This window comes from Parasphingorhabdus sp. W113 (genome assembly GCF_055693205.1).
In genome coordinates, this window is sequence record NZ_CM146328.1 from 1832285 (window position 1) to 1850231 (window position 17947).

Below are 17947 nucleotides of genomic sequence, written 5' to 3' on the forward strand. Positions count from 1 at the left end.
TTTCACAACTACCAAGCTGGGCGCTGGCAATATTCCAAAGGAACAACGAAAGGCCGAACCACAAAATCCCGACAGCAACCGCGACGAAAATTTTGGCCAGAGAATGGTCCAATATCACTCAGCAGCCTCCAGTGTCTTTTCGGCTCGCATCGGCTCTTCGCCTTCGAGCGCCTTCAACCCCAGACGGGCGAACAGCGCTGCATCACTGTCATCGCCGGCATTGGGTGCAGTGAGCAGTTTGTCGCCAGTAAAGATCGAATTCGCACCGGCCAAGAAGCAGAGAGCCTGGGTGGCTTCACTCATGCTCTCGCGCCCCGCGCTGAGCCGAACCATGGATTTAGGCATCGTGATCCGCGCGACCGCAACAGTTCGAACAAACTCGATATCGTCAATCTTGGCCATCGGCGTGTCTGACAACATATCGCCGAGCACCGTGCCTTTGACCGGAACCAATGCATTGACTGGTACACTTTCGGGATGTTGTTCGAGCGTCGCCAGCGTATGGACAAAACCAACACGATCTTCGCGCGTTTCACCCATGCCGATAATTCCGCCCGAGCAGACGTTAATCCCGCTGTCACGGACATTTTGCAGCGTATCCAAACGATCTTCCATCTTGCGAGTCGAGATCGCCTTTTCGTAATATTCCGGGCTGCTATCAATATTGTGATTGTAATAATCCAGGCCCGCATCGGCGAGCATCTTGGCCTGTTCTGGTGTCAGCATGCCCAATGTCATGCAGGTTTCCATGCCCATGCTGCGCACGCCATTCACGATCTCGATAATTGCCGGCATGTCACGATCCTTGGGATTGCGCCAGGCAGCCCCCATGCAGAAACGCTGCGATCCGGCATCCTTGGCTTGCGCAGCGGATTGCAGAACTTGGCGGACATCCATCAATTTGGTCGCTTTGACGCCGCTGTCGGCATGGACTGACTGGCTGCAATAGCCGCAATCTTCCGGGCAACCGCCGGTCTTTATGCTCAGCAAGGTACACAGTTGTACCTCATCCGGTTTGTGATAGGAGCGGTGCGCCGTGGCTGCCTGAAACAGCAGCTCGGTAAACGGCAGGTCAAACAATGCCGCGATTTCGTCGCGGTTCCAGTCATTGCGAATTTCGGTCATTCAGCGGCTTCCTCGGTTTCGGGTGGCATATTATGTCCCAGCAGACGCAATATATCGGCCGCACATTCCACAATATTGCTGCCCGGTCCATAGATTCCGACAACCCCCGATTTGCGCAAATACTCATAATCCTGCGGCGGGATCACGCCGCCGGCAAAAACCTTGATATCGCTGCGTCCTGAATCTTTCAGCATGGTGATCAGTTCGGGGATCAGCGTCTTGTGTCCTGCAGCGAGGCTGGAGGCCCCGACCGCGTCGACATTTTCTGACAGGGCCAGGTCGCGGGTTTCCGCCGGCGTTTGAAACAACGGCCCGGAAATCACGTCAAAACCCATGTCTGTAAAGGCGCTCGAGACCACGTTAGCGCCGCGATCATGGCCGTCCTGCCCCATTTTCGCGACGAGAATTTTCGGCTTCCGGCCCAGACGCTGGGATACCGCATCGACGCCATCAACCACCGATGCATATTTCGGATCGCCTTCATAAGCCGCCCCGTAAATGCCTTTTACCGGTGTGGGCTGGGTCGCATATCGGCCAAAGGCCGCCTCCATCGCATCGGATATCTCTCCAAGCGATGCCCGCGCCCGCGCTGCATCGACTGCCAGCGCCAGCATATTGCCCTCACCTTTTGCGCCGGCGGTAATCGCTTTCAAGGCCGCCTGGCACGCAGCTTCGTCCCGCTCCTTGCGCATCTTGTCGAGGCGGGCGATCTGCCCCTGCCGAACTTTGGCATTGTCGATATCGAGCGTCTCGAGCTGATCCTCGTCTTCCAGCACATATTTGTTCACGCCGACAATCACGTCCTCGCCCTTGTCGACCCGCGCCTGGCGTCCGGCAGCTGCCTCTTCGATCATGCTTTTCGGCCAGCCCTCGGCGACCGCCTTAGCCATACCGCCTTCGTTCCCGACCCGCTCGATAATTTCCCAGGCCTTGTCGACCAGTTCGCTAGTCAGTGCTTCGATATAGTAGCTGCCGCCGAGAGGATCGACGACCTTGGTGATCCCGGCTTCTTCCTGCAACACGATCTGCGTGTTCCGCGCGATCCGGGCAGAGAAATCGGTTGGCAGGGCAATGGCCTCATCCAGCGCATTGGTGTGCAGCGATTGAGTCCCACCCAATGTTGCTGCCATCGCTTCGATGGTTGTCCGGATCACATTGTTATAGGGATCCTGTTCGGTCAGCGAAACGCCGGATGTCTGGCAATGGGTGCGCAGCATCTTGGAACGCTCTGACTGCGCACCAAGATCGGTCATGACCCGATGCCACAATGTCCGGGCCGCGCGCAATTTTGCGACTTCCATGAAGAAGTTCATACCGATCCCGAAGAAGAAACTCAGTCGACCGGCAAAAGCATCAATGTCCAGGCCGGTTGCCATGGCCTGCTGGGCATATTCGCGGCCGTCGGCTATCGTGAAGGCGAGCTCCTGTACGGCTGTCGCTCCGGCTTCATGCATATGATAGCCGCTGATCGAAATGCTGTTGAATTTCGGCATATGGGCGGAAGTGTAGCCGATAATGTCGGAAATGATCCGCATCGACGGCGCTGGCGGATAGATATAGGTGTTCCGGACCATGAACTCTTTGAGAATATCATTCTGGATCGTACCGGACAGTTGTTCCTGCGAAACCCCCTGCTCTTCCGCAGCAACAATATAGAAAGCGAGGCACGGGATGACCGCGCCGTTCATCGTCATCGAGACGGACATCGTATCCAGCGGAATGCCGTCGAACAGGATTTTCATATCCTCGACGCTGTCAATCGCCACACCGGCCTTGCCGACGTCCCCGACAACCCGCGGATGGTCGCTGTCATAGCCGCGGTGCGTCGCGAGATCGAAGGCCACCGACAGACCTTTCTGACCTGCCGCCAGATTGCGGCGATAAAAGGCGTTGGATTCTTCGGCGGTCGAGAAACCCGCATATTGCCGGATAGTCCAGGGGCGACCGGCATACATGCTGGCCTTCACACCCCGGGTGAACGGGCCAAAGCCTGGGAGTCCCGGATCGCCAGCATCATCCGCCGTATAGAGCGGCTTTACCGCGATACCTTCCGGGGTTTCCCATGTCAGGTCGCGCCCTTTGACCTCTTTGTCGGCCAGCGCTTCCCAATCCTGAACTGTCGGCTTGCCTGTCATTATTGCCCTTTAAACTCCGCTTTGCGTTTCTGCAGAAAGGCGATTGCGCCTTCGCGTGCATCCTGGCTGTCACCCGCAATTCTTTGCCCTTCTGCCTCTTTTACGAGAGCCGAAGCATAGTCGCTTTCAAGCGCCGCCGCCAGATTTTGACGCATAACGCCAAGCGCGACGGTTGGTCCGGCTGCGAGGCGCTTCGCCAGCGTCTGCGCTTCACTCATTAATTCTGCATCGTCGACACATTTGTAAACCAGTCCCCAATCTGCGGCTTTGTCACCCGGTATCTTTTCACCGAGCAACATCATCTCTGTTGCCCGGGCCTTGCCGACCAGGCGAGTCAGCATCCAGCTCGCTCCGCCATCCGGCACCAAGCCTATATTGACAAATGCCTGCAGAAAATAGGCCGATTTCCCGGCAATCGCAAAATCGCTCGCCAGTGCGATGGAACAGCCGACCCCGGCGGCTGGTCCGTTCACGGCTGTGACGGTTGGAATATCGAGCTTCGCCAGCTTGAGCATTAGCGGGTTATAATGCTGGTTAAGCGCCGCATAGGACCCCTGCCCCCCGGATAGCGCGCTGTCGCCGCCCTTGGCCTGCAGATCGGCCCCGGCACAAAAGGCGCGACCTTCACCGGTGATGATCACCGCCCGCGCATCTTCGAGCTTGTCCAGCGCAAGGTTGATATCGTCGGCCATCGCCAGTGAGCAGGCGTTGAGACGGCTCGGCTGATTCAGCGTGATGGTTGCCACCTGATCGGCAATGTCCAGTTTGATATTCTCGAATTCCATGTTTTGTCCCTTTGCGTGGCGTCGATCCGATTGGTTCCGGACCGGCTTTATATGTTTGTATACAGCGGATCAGTGATCCTTTGGCGTTTCCATGATCTCGGTTAGCATCCCGCCCATATCCTTGGGATGCACAAAAAAGATAAGCGTGCCATGCGCGCCGATCCGCGGTTCGCCAAGTACCCGCTTGCCGATCGTTTCAAATTCGGCTTTGGCGGAGTGAATATCGGGTACCTCGAAACAGACATGATGCTGACCACCCAGGGGATTTTTGCTCAGAAACCCGTGGATCGGGCTGTCTTCACCGAGCGGTTCGATCAGTTCGATCTGGGTGCCGTTGGTCGGTCGGTCTGCCGGCGTGTCAACGAAACAGACTTTGACGCCCTGGGCAGGCAGATCAAATGGTTCATGGATATGCGTTGCCCCCATGACATCGCGCCAATGCGCAATGCTGTCGGGGATCGATGGCGTGACCACGCCGATATGATTGAGGCGACCAAGTTTCAATGGGCTTCTCCGTGCGGAATGAATCGGTGAACCAGCGGGGCAATCAACGCGCCGATGGCGACGCCCAGCAGGCCGGACAATATCGCGAAACTGATGCCGCTGGCAAATAGCTGGGCAGATGCGGGCAACAACGCCACAATCGGCCCCGAAACCATGTCGATCAGATGTTCCGGCCCATGCCAGCCAACCGCCGCGACATTGTGCACCAGCAGTCCGCCGCCGACCCAGGCCATGGCCAATGTCCCGATGACCGAGATTGCGCTCAACAATTTGGGCATAAACGCCACCAGTCCACGGCCAAAAGAACCGATCAGCCCGTCATTTTCTTTAGCCAGATGCAATCCGACATCATCCATTTTCACGATCAAGGCCACAGTCCCGTAAACACCCACGGTGATAACAACACCGATCAGCGCCAGGATAATCCCTTGCTGCCACCAGACTTCATCCGTCACTTCGGACAAGGCAATCGCCATAATCTCTGCCGACAGAATGAAATCGGTCCGGATCGCGCCCGACACCATCTCATCCTCGCGCGCGGCGCCTTCGACAATGGCAGGCTCTTCATGCTTGGTGGTCTCATCGACGTGCAACCATTCGAGCACCTTCTCCGCCGCTTCGTAACACAGAAACAGTCCGCCGAGGATCAGGATCACGGGGATCAGAAAGGGCGCAAACTGGCCGAGCAGAACGGCCGCAGGCAACAGGAACAAAAGCTTGTTCTTGATCGAACCCTTGGCGATTTTCCAGATCATCGGTAATTCACGCGCCGGGCTGAAGCCGGTCACATATTGCGGCGTGACCGCAGCGTCGTCGATCACCACACCCGCAGATTTGGCGCCCGCCCGCGCTGCCGCAGCACCGATATCATCCATCGAGGCAGCGGCGACTTTTGCAATTGCAGCAACATCGTCGAGAAGGGCAACTAATCCGGTTGGCATATCTATCCCTTACAACGGAATATTGTCATGCTTCTTCCAAGGGTTTTCGAGCTGCTTGTTGCGCAACTTTCGCAAGCCCAAAGCCACGCGACGCCGCGTCGAATGCGGCATGATCACCTCATCGACAAAGCCTTTTTGGGCGGCAATGAACGGATTGGCGAAGCGCGCTTCATATTCCGCCGTATGCTCGGCGATTTCCTCTTCGGTCTTGCCACGGAAGATAATCTCGACCGCGCCTTTTGCGCCCATGACCGCAATTTCAGCGGTTGGCCATGCATAGTTGAGATCGCCGCGCAAATGTTTCGACGCCATGACGTCATAAGCACCGCCATAGGCTTTGCGGGTGATGATCGTGATCTTGGGCACGGTCGCTTCGGCATAGGCGAACAGTAGTTTTGCACCATGTTTGATGATGCCATTATGCTCTTGTGAAGTGCCGGGCAGAAAGCCGGGAACGTCGACCAGCGTGATGATCGGAATATTAAACGCATCGCAATAGCGGACAAACCGTGCCGCCTTTTTCGATGCATTGATATCGAGACAACCAGCAAGAACCATGGGCTGGTTGGCAACCACGCCAACCGTCTGACCTTCCATGCGGCCAAAGCCGCAGATTATGTTTGCCGCATGTGTTGGCTGGATCTCGAAAAAGTCGCCCTCATCGAGCATTTTCCGGATCACTTCATGCATATCATAAGGCTGGTTGGCATTGGCCGGGATCAGGGTGTCTAGACTGTCCTCGAGGCGATCCCAAGGATCGGCCGTTGGCCGCTCGGGCACTTCCTCACGATTGCTCAGTGGCATGAAGTCGATAAAATCACGCGCGGCCAGCAAGGCTTCGATATCATTGTCATAGGCGACATCGGCGACGCTGGTCTTGGTGGTGTGGGTCACCGCCCCGCCCAGCTCTTCCTGAGTCACAATTTCGTTGGTCACGGTTTTGACCACATCCGGGCCGGTGACAAACATGTAAGAGCTGTCTTTCACCATGAAAATGAAGTCTGTCATGGCCGGCGAATAGACCGCACCACCGGCACAGGGCCCCATGATCAGGGACAATTGCGGGACCACACCACTCGCCAGCACATTGCGCTGAAAGACATCGGCATAGCCCCCGAGCGATGCTACGCCTTCCTGAATCCGCGCGCCGCCGCTGTCATTAATCCCGATAACGGGTGCGCCCACTTTCATGGCATTTTCGAGAACCTTGCAGATTTTTTCGGCATGGCGTTCGGACAAGGACCCGCCGAAGACGGTAAAATCCTGGCTGAAAAGATAGACCAGGCGGCCATTGATCGTTCCGGAACCGGTAACCACCCCGTCGCCCGGGATCTTGGTTTCTTCCATGCCAAAGTCGACGCAGTTATGTTCGACATAGGTATCGATTTCTTCAAATGATCCTTCGTCCAGCAAGACCTCAATCCGCTCCCGTGCGGTCAGCTTGCCTTTGGCATGTTGTGAATCAATCCGCTTCTGCCCGCCACCCAGATGGGCTTCCGCGCGCTTGGCTTCGAGTTGCTCGATAATGTCTGACATCATTCCCCCATATCCAAAGGTCGCTATCTCTAAGCATCCCTCATCGCCCAGCGCAATGGGCAATGGCGAAATTATCGGCATCGAATTCGAGAGGCGGAGAGTTACAAAGAGATCAAGCGGGTTGGATGAGGTCTTGTGTCGCGCCGAATTACTTGAACAGCACCAGCTCCTCGGCCATGCTAGGGTGCAGGGCAACGGTGTCATCGAAAGCCTGCTTGGTCAGCCCGGCCTTGACCGCAACCGCTGCCGCCTGGAGAATTTCCGGTGCGTCCGGACCAATCATGTGCAAGCCGAGAATCTTCTCGCTCGTGGCTTCGACAATCATTTTATACAGGCTGCGTTCGGGGCGATCGGCAAAGGCATTGCGCATTGCCCGGAAGTCCGAAGAATAGACCTTGATATTCCCATATTTGGTCCGCGCCTCGCCCTCGGTCAGGCCGACCGAAGCAATCGGCGGCTGCGAGAACACGGCCGACGGGATGCAGTCATAGTCGACCGTGCGCGGGTTGTCGTTGAACACGGTATCGGCAAACGCCTGTCCTTCCCGAATAGCCACCGGCGTCAACTGAACACGGTCTGTGACATCGCCAACAGCATAAATGCTGTCCACATTGGTTCGACTATATTCGTCAACCTTGATCGCACCCTTGTCGTTGATTTCCACACCCGCAGTTTCGAGACCCAATCCGTCAATCTTTGGGCGCCGCCCGGTTGCTGCCAGAACCACGTCCGCGCGCATCGCCGGCTTGCCATCCATGAAGACATCGAGGGCGCCATCTTCGCGCTTTTCGATCTTGTCGAAGGTGCAGTTGAACTTGTAGTTTATCCCCTTCGTCATGGCGATTTGCAACAATCGGTCGCGCAGGCTTTCATCATAACCCCGCAGAATGACGTCTGACCGATTGACCACGAAGACTTCACTACCCAAGCCATTAAATATTCCGGCAAATTCATTGGCAATATAGCCGCCACCGGAGATGATTACGGTTTCAGGCAATTTCTCGAGATGAAACATTTCGTTGGACGTCTGCATATGCTCGCTGCCCGGAAATTCCGGGACGTCCGGCCACGCCCCGACCGCGACCAGAATATATTTTGCGGAGACAGTCTTGCCGCTGGCCAATTTGACTTCGTGGGGTCCGACAATTTCGGCGCGCTCCAGAATAATTTCTACACCATGATTATTGAGCGTTTCGGTATAGGCATTGTTCAAGCGGTCCACGTCGGACAGGATGTGATCGCGCAACTTGGTCCAGTCGAACTTCGCATTGTCCCAAGTCCAGCCAAAATTCTTGCCGTCCTCAAGATCTTCCGAAAAGTGGGAGCCGTAAACCAGCATTTTCTTGGGCACGCAGCCGCGAATGACACAGGTTCCGCCAACCCGATATTCTTCGGCCACGGCGGCTTTGGCGCCATAGGAGGCAGAAACCCGGGCCGCTCGGGTCCCGCCCGAACCGGCACCAATGACGAAAAGGTCATAATCATAGTCAGACATCAAAAATTCCTTGGTAATTCAGGCAGAAAAAGCCCGGTTTCTGAGTGTTTCGGTCGAAATGTCCATTTGGTTACTATCGCCGGATAACAACGCGTTGGCCATTTCCTTACCCAGTTCGACGCCGAACTGGTCAAATGGATTAAGACCTAGAAGCGCTGCATTCACAAAAGTGCGATGTTCATAAAATGCAATAAGCGCGCCGAGCGACCGGGCGTTCAAATCATCCATTAGTATGGTGACTGACGGTCTGTCGCCCGGATAATTTCGATTAGAGTCATCGGAAGTTTTGCCCGCCATCAAGGCGGCGGCTTGAGCAAAGCAATTCAGCAACAGACCTTCATGATGATCGGCCGCGAGCGAATGGCCCGGTTCGATCACCGCCAAAAACTCAACCGGCACAAGATGCGTGCCCTGATGCAAGAGCTGAAACACCGCATGCTGGGCATCGGTACCGACACCGCCCCAGACGATCGGACTGCTGTGCCGCTCCAGCGCGGCGCCATCGGCCTTGACCGACTTGCCATTGCTTTCCATCTCCAGCTGCTGGAGATAATCGGAGAGCAACCGCAACCGCTCGTCATAAGCAAAGACCGCTCTGGTTTCGCAATTCCGGGCCTGGCTATAATATTGGTCGCAGAAAGCGGCAATGATCGGGATGTTTCGCTCCATCGGCGCTTCTGCGAAATGGGAATCCATGGCTGCAGCACCCGCCAGCAATTCGTGAAACGTTTCCTGTCCCAACGTCAATGCAACACTGAACCCGATCGAAGACCACAGCGAATAGCGCCCGCCAACGGTTTCCGAAAAGGGAAGGATGCGACTTTCATCGACGCCCCACTCTACCGCTTTGTCAGGCTGTGCGGTCAGGGCCACGACCCGTCCAAACGGATCCGCAACCCCTTGTTCGGTCATCCATTGCAGCACCGAAGCGGCATTCAGGAAGGTTTCGGCGGTCGTGAAGCTTTTCGATGCGATGACCAAAAGGGTCTCTTGTGCCTTGAAGCGTTCCAGCACCGGTTCCAGCGCGCAACCATCTATGTTGGAGACCACTGCCAGTTCATAGCGTTCGTCCCCCAGCTTGAGCGCCTCCAGCAACAAGTCGGGTCCGAGAGCGGAGCCGCCGATACCCAGATGGATGATATGCTTGATCGCCCCTAAGGCGCCGGCATCAATCGCGCCGATCAGGCCATCCATGCGATTGTGCAGCAATTGGGCATTCTCGACGCTGCTGTTCCGGCCCAGCCCCCGTTCTGCGATATGCTCGGCCGCCCGCCCTTCGCTGAGGTTTATCGGTTCGCCCGTGAGCAGGTCTTCCATGCGTTTTGCGAGATCCCGAGACTGAGCAAGGGCCTGAAACTTTGCCATTAGGTCTGAATCAAGATGGGTTTTCGAAAAGTCAAAATAGAGATCATCCAGTTCAAAGCAGAACTGTTCAACACGATCAGGATGGTCTGCAAAAAGCTGTTGAAGTGTGACAGAAGGATGGGCTGCGATTGATTGCCAGTGATCCAAGGTTGGTTGTTCCCTAAATTGCGTGGAGCAGATCCGCTCCATCCGGATATCATGCTTCTGTATCTCGCGACCACGGCAGGAACAAGGTCAAAGAATTCCCGATCCCGCTCAACGCAGACTATTGACCGGGCTGGGCAATAACAGCAAAGGAGCGCGATGAATGACAAAAAAACCAGCAAATCGGAAACCCTCGACTTTATCGCGTTTCTGATCAAACTATCCCTGTTTATCATTGTGTTGCGCAGTTTTATCGTGTCTCCGTTCAATATCCCGTCGGAATCGATGCAGCCGCGACTGATGGTCGGAGACTATTTGCTGGTGGCCAAATGGCCCTATGGCTATTCCAAATATAGTCTGCCGCTCAGCCTTCCGATCATTTCCGGCCGCTTGCTTCCGAACAAGCCGGAGCCCGGCGATGTCGTGGTCTTTAAGGCGCCACCGAGTGCCAAGGATGATTATATCAAACGGGTAATCGGCCTGTCGGGTGATATTATTCAGGTTACCAACGGCATTGTGTCGATCAACGGCGAAGAAATTGAACGCCGGGCCATAGAACCCTACGTCCATGCCGTCTCGCCCAACAGCCCTTGCTATACCGCCTATTTCGAGACCGTGAACGGCGCCGGTGAAAAGATTTGTCGCTATCCGCAATTTGAAGAAACCCTGCCCAATGGTCGCACCTTCAAGGTGCTTGATCTCAATGATTCTGCCGAGGGTGACTTTACCGAAAGTTTTGTCGTTCCCGACGGCCATATGTTTCTGATGGGCGATAATCGCGACCGCAGCGCAGACAGTCGCTTTGCCGCCAAGGAAGGCGAAGCCATCGGTATGGTCCCGCAGGAAAACCTCGTTGGCCGCGCCCTGGTCTCGGTTTTCTCGACGGATGGCTCGGCAGAATGGATCAAGCCGTGGACATGGTTTACAGCTGCGCGTTGGGATCGCATCGGAGAGAGCTTTTGAAGCAGGACGACTTGAACGAATGGATTGCGGTCATTACCGGCCAGCAACCGCGCGATCAGGCCCTCTATGTCCGTGCGGTAACGCATGGCAGTTTTGGTGAAAAAGACTATCAACGGCTTGAATTTCTGGGCGATCGCGTGCTTGGCCTGACCATTGCCGCCGAGTTGTTCCGGCAGTTTCCCAAGGAACCGGAAGGCAAGCTGTCGCAGCGCCTCAACGGCCTTGTCTCCGGCGCGGTTTGTGGCCAGATCGCTGACAGCATTGGCGTTGCGCAACATCTGTTGCTTGGCAAGCAGGCCCGTGATGATGGCGCCCGTCAAAGCAGAAAAGTGCTCGGTGACGTTATGGAATCGCTGATTGGAGCGGTTTATCTTGACCATGGGATGGATGCGGCGAAGATGTTTATCCTGAAGCACTGGGCCACGCGCATTTCTGAGATGGAGAAGGATGTTCGCCATCCCAAATCCGCACTACAGGAATGGGCGGCGGCGCAGAACCGCAAGATGCCGCTCTATGAGCTGGTCGACAAGTCGGGTCCCCATCATGATCTGCGCTTCACGGTGAAGGCCACCATTCCCAATGTCGGCACGGTCGAAGCGACCGCGTCGTCAATCCAGACGGCAGAAACGGCTGCCGCAAAACTGTTTATGGAAAAATATACATGACCCAGAAATGCGGTGTTGTTGCCATTATCGGTGCCCCCAATGCGGGCAAATCGACGCTGATCAATGCGCTGGTTGGCCAGAAGGTCGCGATAACCAGTGCCAAACCCCAGACCACCCGCACGCGGTTGCTGGGCATTGCGATGGAAGCCGGGACTCAGTTGCTGCTTGTCGATACGCCCGGTATTTTCGAACCCAATCGCCGGCTCGACCGCGCCATGGTTTCGGCCGCTTGGGATGGCGCCGAGGATGCAGACATCGTGCTGTTGCTGGTTGATGGTCGCGGCGGGGTTGGACCCAAGGTCGAGAAAATTGTCGAACGGATGGCGCACCGCAAGGAAAAGCTGATTCTGGTGCTCAACAAGGTTGATATTGCCAAAAAGGAAAAACTGCTCGTCCACGTATCCAAACTGCATGAACTGGCGAATTTCGAGGAAACTTTTTTCATCAGCGCCAAGACCGGCGATGGCCTGGAAGAACTGACCGCCTATCTCGTTGCTCAGATGCCGGAAGGCCCCTGGCATTTCCCCGAAGACCAGGTCTCGGATGTCAGCGAGCGCATTCTGGCTTCTGAAATCACCCGCGAACAGCTTTACCGGCAGCTGCATGCCGAATTACCTTATGCGACCGCCATTGCCATGGAGCAGTATAAAGAACGCGAGGATGGCTCGGTTGAGATTCATCAACAGATTCTGGTCGAAAAATCCAGCCAGCGCGCGATCATCCTCGGCAAGGGTGGTCATCAGATCCGCGATATCGGTGCGAACGCGCGCGAGGAATTGTCTCGCATTCTCGGCAAGACCGTCCATCTCTATCTGCATGTCAAGGTCAGCGCGAATTGGGATGAAGACAAGAGCCTCTATGAGGACATGGGCCTCGACTGGGTGAAATAAGCAAACTGACGCGTGAAAACTGAAGTCCGACCGATGACGACTGGGCTTATGCGATAGCCGGGTTTCTGCGCCGGCCCCAGGCGATCAGACCCGCAGCAATAAGCAACTGCGCCACGCCATAGAAGAGCAGCGTGAACAGCACCAGGTCTCCGACCGGATCCGCCTGACCGACAACCGCCGGAAACAGCGCGGCCTTCAGCATGATCCCGAGATTGATGTTGCGGACAACAACTTCCATGTCGATCGCGGTGGAGTCGGCAGCGGACAGGCGCAATGCCCGGCATAGCAGCCAGCTTGCACAGGCAAGCACGGTGATAAATGCAATGATCAGCACCATATTGGTGATCCCGAACGCACCGGCATCCAGCCGCCCGGACATCGCGGATCCGATGATGATGAAGACGATCACCAGCAAAGACCCGCGCACGCACCATTTCGAGAAGGCGGCTGCAGAACCCGCGAACAACCGCAAATAGATCATCCCCAAAACCAACGGTAGCAACAGGTTCAAAGCAATTTCGGCCATGATCTGGCCGCGCGGCATGGCAAAGTCATCGGGCATCGCATCGGCAATCAGAAAGTCGAGAATAAGCGGTGTCGTGGCGAGGCAGGCAATCGTGGTCAGGGCGGTGATCGTGATTGACAAGGCGACATTACCGCGCGCGAAAAGGGTGAAAATATTGGAAATTGTACCGCCTGGAATCGCCGCTATCAGAGCGATACCGAACGCCACCCCACCGACAATGCCAAAGCCCTGAAGGAACAGCAAAGCAACGACCGGCACCAGCAACAGCTGGATAAAAGATCCGCTCGCAACCGCTTTGGGTTCCACCAGGACCTCCCGAAAATCCCGCGGCGTGAGCGTCGCGCCCATGCCCAGCATGGCGAGTACAAGTTGAACAACGGCGAACCAATATTCGTTGGCGATGTAAAAAGTGCCCACAATGCCCCCCGTTACCAGCGCTATCTGGCAACGCTGAAGTGACTGCTGCTGTTCGTTCCTGCTATTCCGTCTTCGCTTTCGCTACGGTCTTTGCGGGCGCCTTTTTTGCAGGGGCTTTTTTCTTCGCAGTCGGCTTTTTCTTGGCTGCAGCCTTCTTCTTCGGTGCCGTCTTTTTCTTGCGTTTCTTGGCGGGCCCTTTGGCCGCCCGATCGTCAATGAGCTGCGCCGCTTCTTCCAGCGTTAGCTGATCCTTGTCGACCGTCTTCGGCAGGGATGCATTGGTGGTGCCATCAGTGACATAGGGGCCATAGCGGCCATCCATCAGTTTGATTTCTTCCTCGGTACGAGGATGCTTGCCCATGATTTTCAACGGCTCGGCACCACGGCGCCCACCCTTCCCGTTTTTGGCGGCATCCGCCAGTTTTGCAACCGCGGCGTTCATGCCGATTTCGAACACTTCCATGGTGTTCTCAAGACGCGCTGACTTGCCGTCATGGCTGAGATACGGGCCATAACGGCCAATCTGGGCGTTCACTTCCTTGCCGGATTCCGGGTGTTTACCCACTTCGCGTGGCAGAGACAGCAGCTTCAAAGCCCACTCGAGGCCGAATTCTTCCTGTGGTACATCTTTGGGGATCGACGATCGCTTGGCTTCCTTGCCCTCGCCGCGCTGGACATAAGGACCAAAGCGGCCGACCATCTTGGTAACCTTTTCGTCGGTATCCGGATCAATACCAAGCTCTTCCGGTCCCTCGTCAGCATCCGCATTGGCGCCTCCGCCTTGAGCAAAACGCCGCGTGAACTTGCATTCCGGATAGTTGGAACAAGCTACAAAAGCACCGAAGCGTCCGCCGCGAAGCGCCAATTTGCCTTCGTTACAGCGTGGACAAAGCCGCGGATCGGAGCCGTCTTCCTTTTTCGGAAAAAGATAAGGTTCCAGGAATGTGTCAAGTTCCGCCGTCACTTCGGAAGGCAGTTTTTCCATGACCTCGGCGGTTTTCGGTTTGAAATCATGCCAGAAGGCTTCGAGAATCTTCTGCCATTGTGCACGTCCGCCACTGACATCGTCGAGCTCTTCTTCCAGTCCCGCGGTATATTCATAAGCGACATAGCGCTCGAAGAACCGTTCGAGAAACCCGGTTAGCAGGCGTCCGCTTTCCTCGGCGAAGAACCGGTTTCCTTCGGTTCGGACATAAGCCCGGTCCTTGAGCGTCTTGATGATCGAGGCATAGGTCGATGGCCGGCCAATGCCGAGTTCTTCCATTTTCTTGACCAGACTGGCTTCGCTGTAGCGCGGTGGCGGTTGCGTGAAATGCTGATTGGCTTCCACGGCCTTTTTCGCCGGGCTGTCCCCCTTGGACATGGCCGGCAGCAAACCGCTATCTTCATCTTTGCTGTCATCCCGCCCTTCTTCATAGAGCGCCAGAAAACCTGGAAACTTCACGACCTGCCCGGTGGCCCGCAAGCCGGTCTGTCCAGTTCCGTCGAGCATCTCGATGGTGGTCCGTTCAAGCCGGGCAGCAGCCATCTGGCTGGCCATCGCCCGCTTGAGGATCAGGCTATACAGCTTGGCGTGATCGCCGCTGCCTACCTTGTCCTTGGTAAAGCTGGTTGGCCGGATCGCTTCATGCGCTTCCTGTGCGTTCTTGGCTTTGGACTTGTAAATACGCGGGCTGTCCGGAACATAGCTGGCATCATAGCGATCGGATATCGCCTTGCGCGCCGCAGAAATGGCGCTGCCATCCATCTGCACACCGTCGGTCCGCATGTAGGTAATCGCGCCATCTTCATAAAGCTGCTGTGCGATCCGCATCGTATGACTGGCGGAATAGCCGAGTTTGCGAGCCGCTTCCTGTTGCAGGGTCGAGGTGGTAAATGGGGGTGGTGGATTGCGGGTCAACGGCTTGGTTTCAACCGTTTCAATCGTGAACAAGCCGTTTTCCACAGCCGTCTTGGCGGTCATCGCTTCCGCTTCGTTTGGCAGATCCATCTTGCCCAGTTTCTTGCCCCGATGAATAGTCAACCGTGCTTCAAAAGTTTGACCACCTTGCTCCATCTGCGCAGCAACCGACCAATATTCTTCCGGATTAAAGACTTCAATCTCGCGCTCGCGCTCGACGATCAGCCGCAGGGCCACAGATTGCACACGGCCAGCGGATTTCGCGCCGGGAAGCTTGCGCCACAAGACGGGAGACAGCGTGAAGCCGACGAGATAGTCCAAAGCCCGGCGAGCCCGATAGGCGTCGATCAGATCGTCGTCCAGCGCCCGAGGCTGTCCCATTGCTTCGGTAACAGCGGCCTTGGTGATGGCATTAAATGTTACGCGGTCGACCTTTTCCGGCAGTGCTTTCTTTTTGCGGAGCACTTCCTGAACATGCCAGCTAATCGCCTCCCCTTCGCGATCCGGGTCAGTCGCGAGAACAAGGCGCGTGGCCTTTTTTGACAGATCGGTAATCGCCTTAAGCTGTTTGGTCTTGTCCGAATATGGCTGCCACAGCATGGCAAAGCCGTCATCGGGATCAACCGAACCATCTTTCGGCGGCAAGTCGCGGATGTGACCATAGGAGGCCAGAACCTTGAAGTCCGATCCGAGATATTTTTCGATGGTTTTGGCTTTGGCGGGCGACTCAACGATGACTAATTGCATATTTTCCGATTTCAATTTCTTTCACGTATACGCGCGAGGCTGGTGGCAACTAAACCGCGCGTCAAGAATTTTCAATCATTTGATTTTGGATGCGGTTGTAGACCGCCGAGAACAACAACCAGGGAAAGATGATCGAGATTGACAAGAGCGTCTCAGCGACGGTCCAAAAAGCCAGCGCGTCAAGGCTGGCCTTGATCATTAACGGAAATCCGATGGCAATCACGAAAAGTAATATGGCTGGCAAGGCCAAAACGAATATCGCTGAAAATCGCCCTTCGGTGAGATCCCAGCTTTCGTGAAAACTGTCCCAGATCGCGAGATCATTGTCGATCATCGCCTGCATGCAGAGAGAAAAGCGCACCGCCACATAGATCCCCGGCAGCACCAGGCAAAGAAATCCGATGACTATTGCAAGGGCATAAAGAAGCTGCGCCCCAAAAATGCGGATGGCGAAGGATTCATGGGAGGGTTTCTTGTGGCCACCGTGAAGCAGCGCTTTCTTCACGACCAGAAACTGGAACAGAATATTGAGCAGACCGATTAGGGCACCCAGCTGCGTTGCAGCGGCTTCCGACCAGTTCAAATCGGCATAAACCAAAGGGACGGTGTTGCATGCGAATACGATAAGCAACAGGCCCGGCATCACGGAGATGATCGAAGCAACATCATATTAAATTGCTTTAAGATACATTGAGGCTGACTCTTGCCCCAGCATGGCGGGTTAGTCTACCGGCCAGTTCAAGGTCAAGCAGCTGCATCTGCACCGCTGCAGCTGACAAACCGGATTGCCGGACGAGTTCATCAACCGAAACCGGCGTTTCACCCAGCAGCGAAATCAGAGACTGGCGCGAGGGTGTTATGCCATCCCGCGCCGGTCTCGGAGGCGGCGCGTCAGCCACCGTTGGCATGTCCGCTGGAGGGCTAATGGGATTTGCCGGAACGCGGTCATCCATTGGCGCAATCAGCTCCAGAATATCATCGACTGTCTGAATCAGAGTTGCACCATCCCGGATCAGTGCGTTGCATCCACGGGATCGGGGGTCGGTCGGTGATCCGGGCACCGCCATGACATGCCGCCCCGCCTCACCTGCCAATCTCGCGGTGATCAAAGACCCCGAGCGCGGTGCGGCTTCGACCACCACTGTGCCTTGGGCAAGGCCAGCAATGATCCGGTTGCGAAACGGAAAATGGCGCGCGATCGGTTCGGTACCAGGCGTTTGCTCGGACAGCAGCAATCCACGCTCGGCAATATCCTCCTGCAGTGCTGCATTTTCCGGCGGATAGTGAACATCAATCCCGCCCGCGATGACGCCGATTGTGGCCTGATCACGAGCACCTTGATGAGCTGCGGTATCAACACCTCTGGCCAGCCCGGACACCACACTCACACCCTGTTCCGCCAGCGCATTGGCCAGCTTGCGCGCAAAGCGGCAGGACGCGGCTGATGCATTGCGGGCGCCGATAATGGCGACGCTCGATTGCCGCGCCAGCGTCAGTTTTCCACGCCAGATCAGAACCGGAGGCGCATCGTGGATTTGCGACAATAGAAACGGGTAGTCAGGATCGTTTTGGAACAGAAACTTAGCGCCAAGCCGTTCAACTTTGTCAATTTCGGCCAATATCGCGTCTTGATCCGCCAGTTTTGGCTTGCGTTTTCCCGCTTTCGCCTGGATTTCCGGGAAATTGCGAAGCGCTTCCCTTGCCGATCCATAATGCCGGATCAATCTGGCATACGTGACCGGCCCAATATGGCTGGAGCGAATGAGTCGCAATCGATCAAAAGCTGGGTGCATGGGAAAATTCCCATCG

Annotated in this window: 15 protein-coding genes; 3 read left to right on the plus strand and 12 right to left on the minus strand. The window is 56.0% G+C overall.

All coding sequences use genetic code 11. The features are described 5' to 3' along the window. Positions 1–114 precede the first annotated feature (114 nt). From bioB to pgi, 8 genes are all read right to left on the minus strand, one after another. Entirely contained in the window at positions 115–1125 is a 1011-nt protein-coding gene (gene bioB, locus ACZ1GS_RS08680) for a biotin synthase BioB (protein ID WP_472694813.1), read from the minus strand. Beyond that, positions 1122–3260, minus strand: coding sequence for a methylmalonyl-CoA mutase (gene scpA / locus ACZ1GS_RS08685; RefSeq protein ID WP_472694814.1), 2139 nt, complete (start codon positions 3258–3260; stop codon positions 1122–1124). Before scpA ends, bioB begins: the two co-directional genes overlap by 4 nt. Continuing rightward, positions 3260–4045: an enoyl-CoA hydratase-related protein gene (locus ACZ1GS_RS08690; RefSeq protein ID WP_472694815.1), complete on the minus strand. Its 786-nt coding sequence runs from the start codon at positions 4043–4045 to the stop codon at positions 3260–3262. Before ACZ1GS_RS08690 ends, scpA begins: the two co-directional genes overlap by 1 nt. 69 nt (positions 4046–4114) lie before the next feature. After that, positions 4115–4549, minus strand: coding sequence for a methylmalonyl-CoA epimerase (gene mce, locus ACZ1GS_RS08695; protein WP_472694816.1), 435 nt, complete (start codon positions 4547–4549; stop codon positions 4115–4117). After that, positions 4546–5490, minus strand: coding sequence for a DUF808 domain-containing protein (locus ACZ1GS_RS08700; RefSeq protein ID WP_472694817.1), 945 nt, complete (start codon positions 5488–5490; stop codon positions 4546–4548). The genes mce and ACZ1GS_RS08700 overlap by 4 nt, the downstream gene beginning before the upstream one ends. 9 nt (positions 5491–5499) lie before the next feature. After that, positions 5500–7026, minus strand: a complete 1527-nt coding sequence (locus tag ACZ1GS_RS08705) for an acyl-CoA carboxylase subunit beta (protein ID WP_472698103.1) — start codon at positions 7024–7026, stop codon at positions 5500–5502. 148 nt (positions 7027–7174) lie between these two features. Beyond that, the gene (gor, locus tag ACZ1GS_RS08710) at positions 7175–8521 is read right to left on the minus strand and encodes a glutathione-disulfide reductase (RefSeq protein WP_472694818.1); all 1347 of its coding nucleotides are present in this window, start codon (positions 8519–8521) and stop codon (positions 7175–7177) included. A gap of 18 nt (positions 8522–8539) precedes the next feature. Further along, positions 8540–10075 (minus strand): glucose-6-phosphate isomerase, encoded by a 1536-nt coding sequence (gene pgi / locus ACZ1GS_RS08715; RefSeq protein WP_472694819.1) that lies wholly within the window; start codon positions 10073–10075, stop codon positions 8540–8542. A 114-nt stretch (positions 10076–10189) separates the two neighbouring features. Between pgi and lepB the strand changes: the two genes are divergently transcribed. From lepB to era, 3 genes are read left to right on the plus strand one after another with little or no spacing between them, the layout of a single operon-like run. Beyond that, the gene (lepB, locus tag ACZ1GS_RS08720; protein WP_472694820.1) at positions 10190–10993 is read left to right on the plus strand and encodes a signal peptidase I; all 804 of its coding nucleotides are present in this window, start codon (positions 10190–10192) and stop codon (positions 10991–10993) included. Further along, a complete protein-coding gene (rnc, locus tag ACZ1GS_RS08725) occupies positions 10990–11658 on the plus strand; it encodes a ribonuclease III (RefSeq protein ID WP_472694821.1) in 669 nt (222 codons plus the stop codon). Before lepB ends, rnc begins: the two co-directional genes overlap by 4 nt. Beyond that, on the plus strand, positions 11655–12548 hold the full coding sequence (gene era / locus ACZ1GS_RS08730) for a GTPase Era (protein WP_472694822.1): 894 nt from the start codon (positions 11655–11657) through the stop codon (positions 12546–12548). The genes rnc and era overlap by 4 nt, the downstream gene beginning before the upstream one ends. Positions 12549–12594: 46 nt before the next feature. Here era and ACZ1GS_RS08735 read toward each other — a convergent pair whose 3' ends face one another. From ACZ1GS_RS08735 to dprA, 4 genes are all read right to left on the minus strand, one after another. Next, positions 12595–13491, minus strand: coding sequence for a bile acid:sodium symporter family protein (locus ACZ1GS_RS08735; RefSeq protein ID WP_472694823.1), 897 nt, complete (start codon positions 13489–13491; stop codon positions 12595–12597). Positions 13492–13552: 61 nt separating this feature from the next. Further along, positions 13553–16138, minus strand: coding sequence for a type I DNA topoisomerase (topA, locus tag ACZ1GS_RS08740; protein ID WP_472694824.1), 2586 nt, complete (start codon positions 16136–16138; stop codon positions 13553–13555). A gap of 61 nt (positions 16139–16199) precedes the next feature. Continuing rightward, on the minus strand, positions 16200–16781 hold the full coding sequence (locus ACZ1GS_RS08745; RefSeq protein ID WP_472694825.1) for a hypothetical protein: 582 nt from the start codon (positions 16779–16781) through the stop codon (positions 16200–16202). 37 nt (positions 16782–16818) lie between these two features. Then, a complete protein-coding gene (gene dprA, locus ACZ1GS_RS08750; protein WP_472694826.1) occupies positions 16819–17931 on the minus strand; it encodes a DNA-processing protein DprA in 1113 nt (370 codons plus the stop codon). Between the last annotated feature and the right edge of the window lie 16 nt (positions 17932–17947).

What these genes read in the sequence shown, in the direction of transcription:
- ACZ1GS_RS08745 (WP_472694825.1), bottom strand. Translation starts at nt 16,781, where the DNA reads ATGCCGGGCCTGTTGCTTATCGTATTCGCATGCAACACCGTCCCTTTG.
- dprA (WP_472694826.1), bottom strand. Translation starts at nt 17,931, where the DNA reads ATGCACCCAGCTTTTGATCGATTGCGACTCATTCGCTCCAGCCATATT.
- era (WP_472694822.1), top strand. Translation starts at nt 11,655, where the DNA reads ATGACCCAGAAATGCGGTGTTGTTGCCATTATCGGTGCCCCCAATGCG.
- pgi (WP_472694819.1), bottom strand. Translation starts at nt 10,075, where the DNA reads ATGGAGCGGATCTGCTCCACGCAATTTAGGGAACAACCAACCTTGGAT.
- ACZ1GS_RS08690 (WP_472694815.1), bottom strand. Translation starts at nt 4,045, where the DNA reads ATGGAATTCGAGAATATCAAACTGGACATTGCCGATCAGGTGGCAACC.
- scpA (WP_472694814.1), bottom strand. Translation starts at nt 3,260, where the DNA reads ATGACAGGCAAGCCGACAGTTCAGGATTGGGAAGCGCTGGCCGACAAA.
- ACZ1GS_RS08705 (WP_472698103.1), bottom strand. Translation starts at nt 7,026, where the DNA reads ATGTCAGACATTATCGAGCAACTCGAAGCCAAGCGCGCGGAAGCCCAT.
- bioB (WP_472694813.1), bottom strand. Translation starts at nt 1,125, where the DNA reads ATGACCGAAATTCGCAATGACTGGAACCGCGACGAAATCGCGGCATTG.
- lepB (WP_472694820.1), top strand. Translation starts at nt 10,190, where the DNA reads ATGAATGACAAAAAAACCAGCAAATCGGAAACCCTCGACTTTATCGCG.
- topA (WP_472694824.1), bottom strand. Translation starts at nt 16,138, where the DNA reads ATGCAATTAGTCATCGTTGAGTCGCCCGCCAAAGCCAAAACCATCGAA.
- gor (WP_472694818.1), bottom strand. Translation starts at nt 8,521, where the DNA reads ATGTCTGACTATGATTATGACCTTTTCGTCATTGGTGCCGGTTCGGGC.
- ACZ1GS_RS08700 (WP_472694817.1), bottom strand. Translation starts at nt 5,490, where the DNA reads ATGCCAACCGGATTAGTTGCCCTTCTCGACGATGTTGCTGCAATTGCA.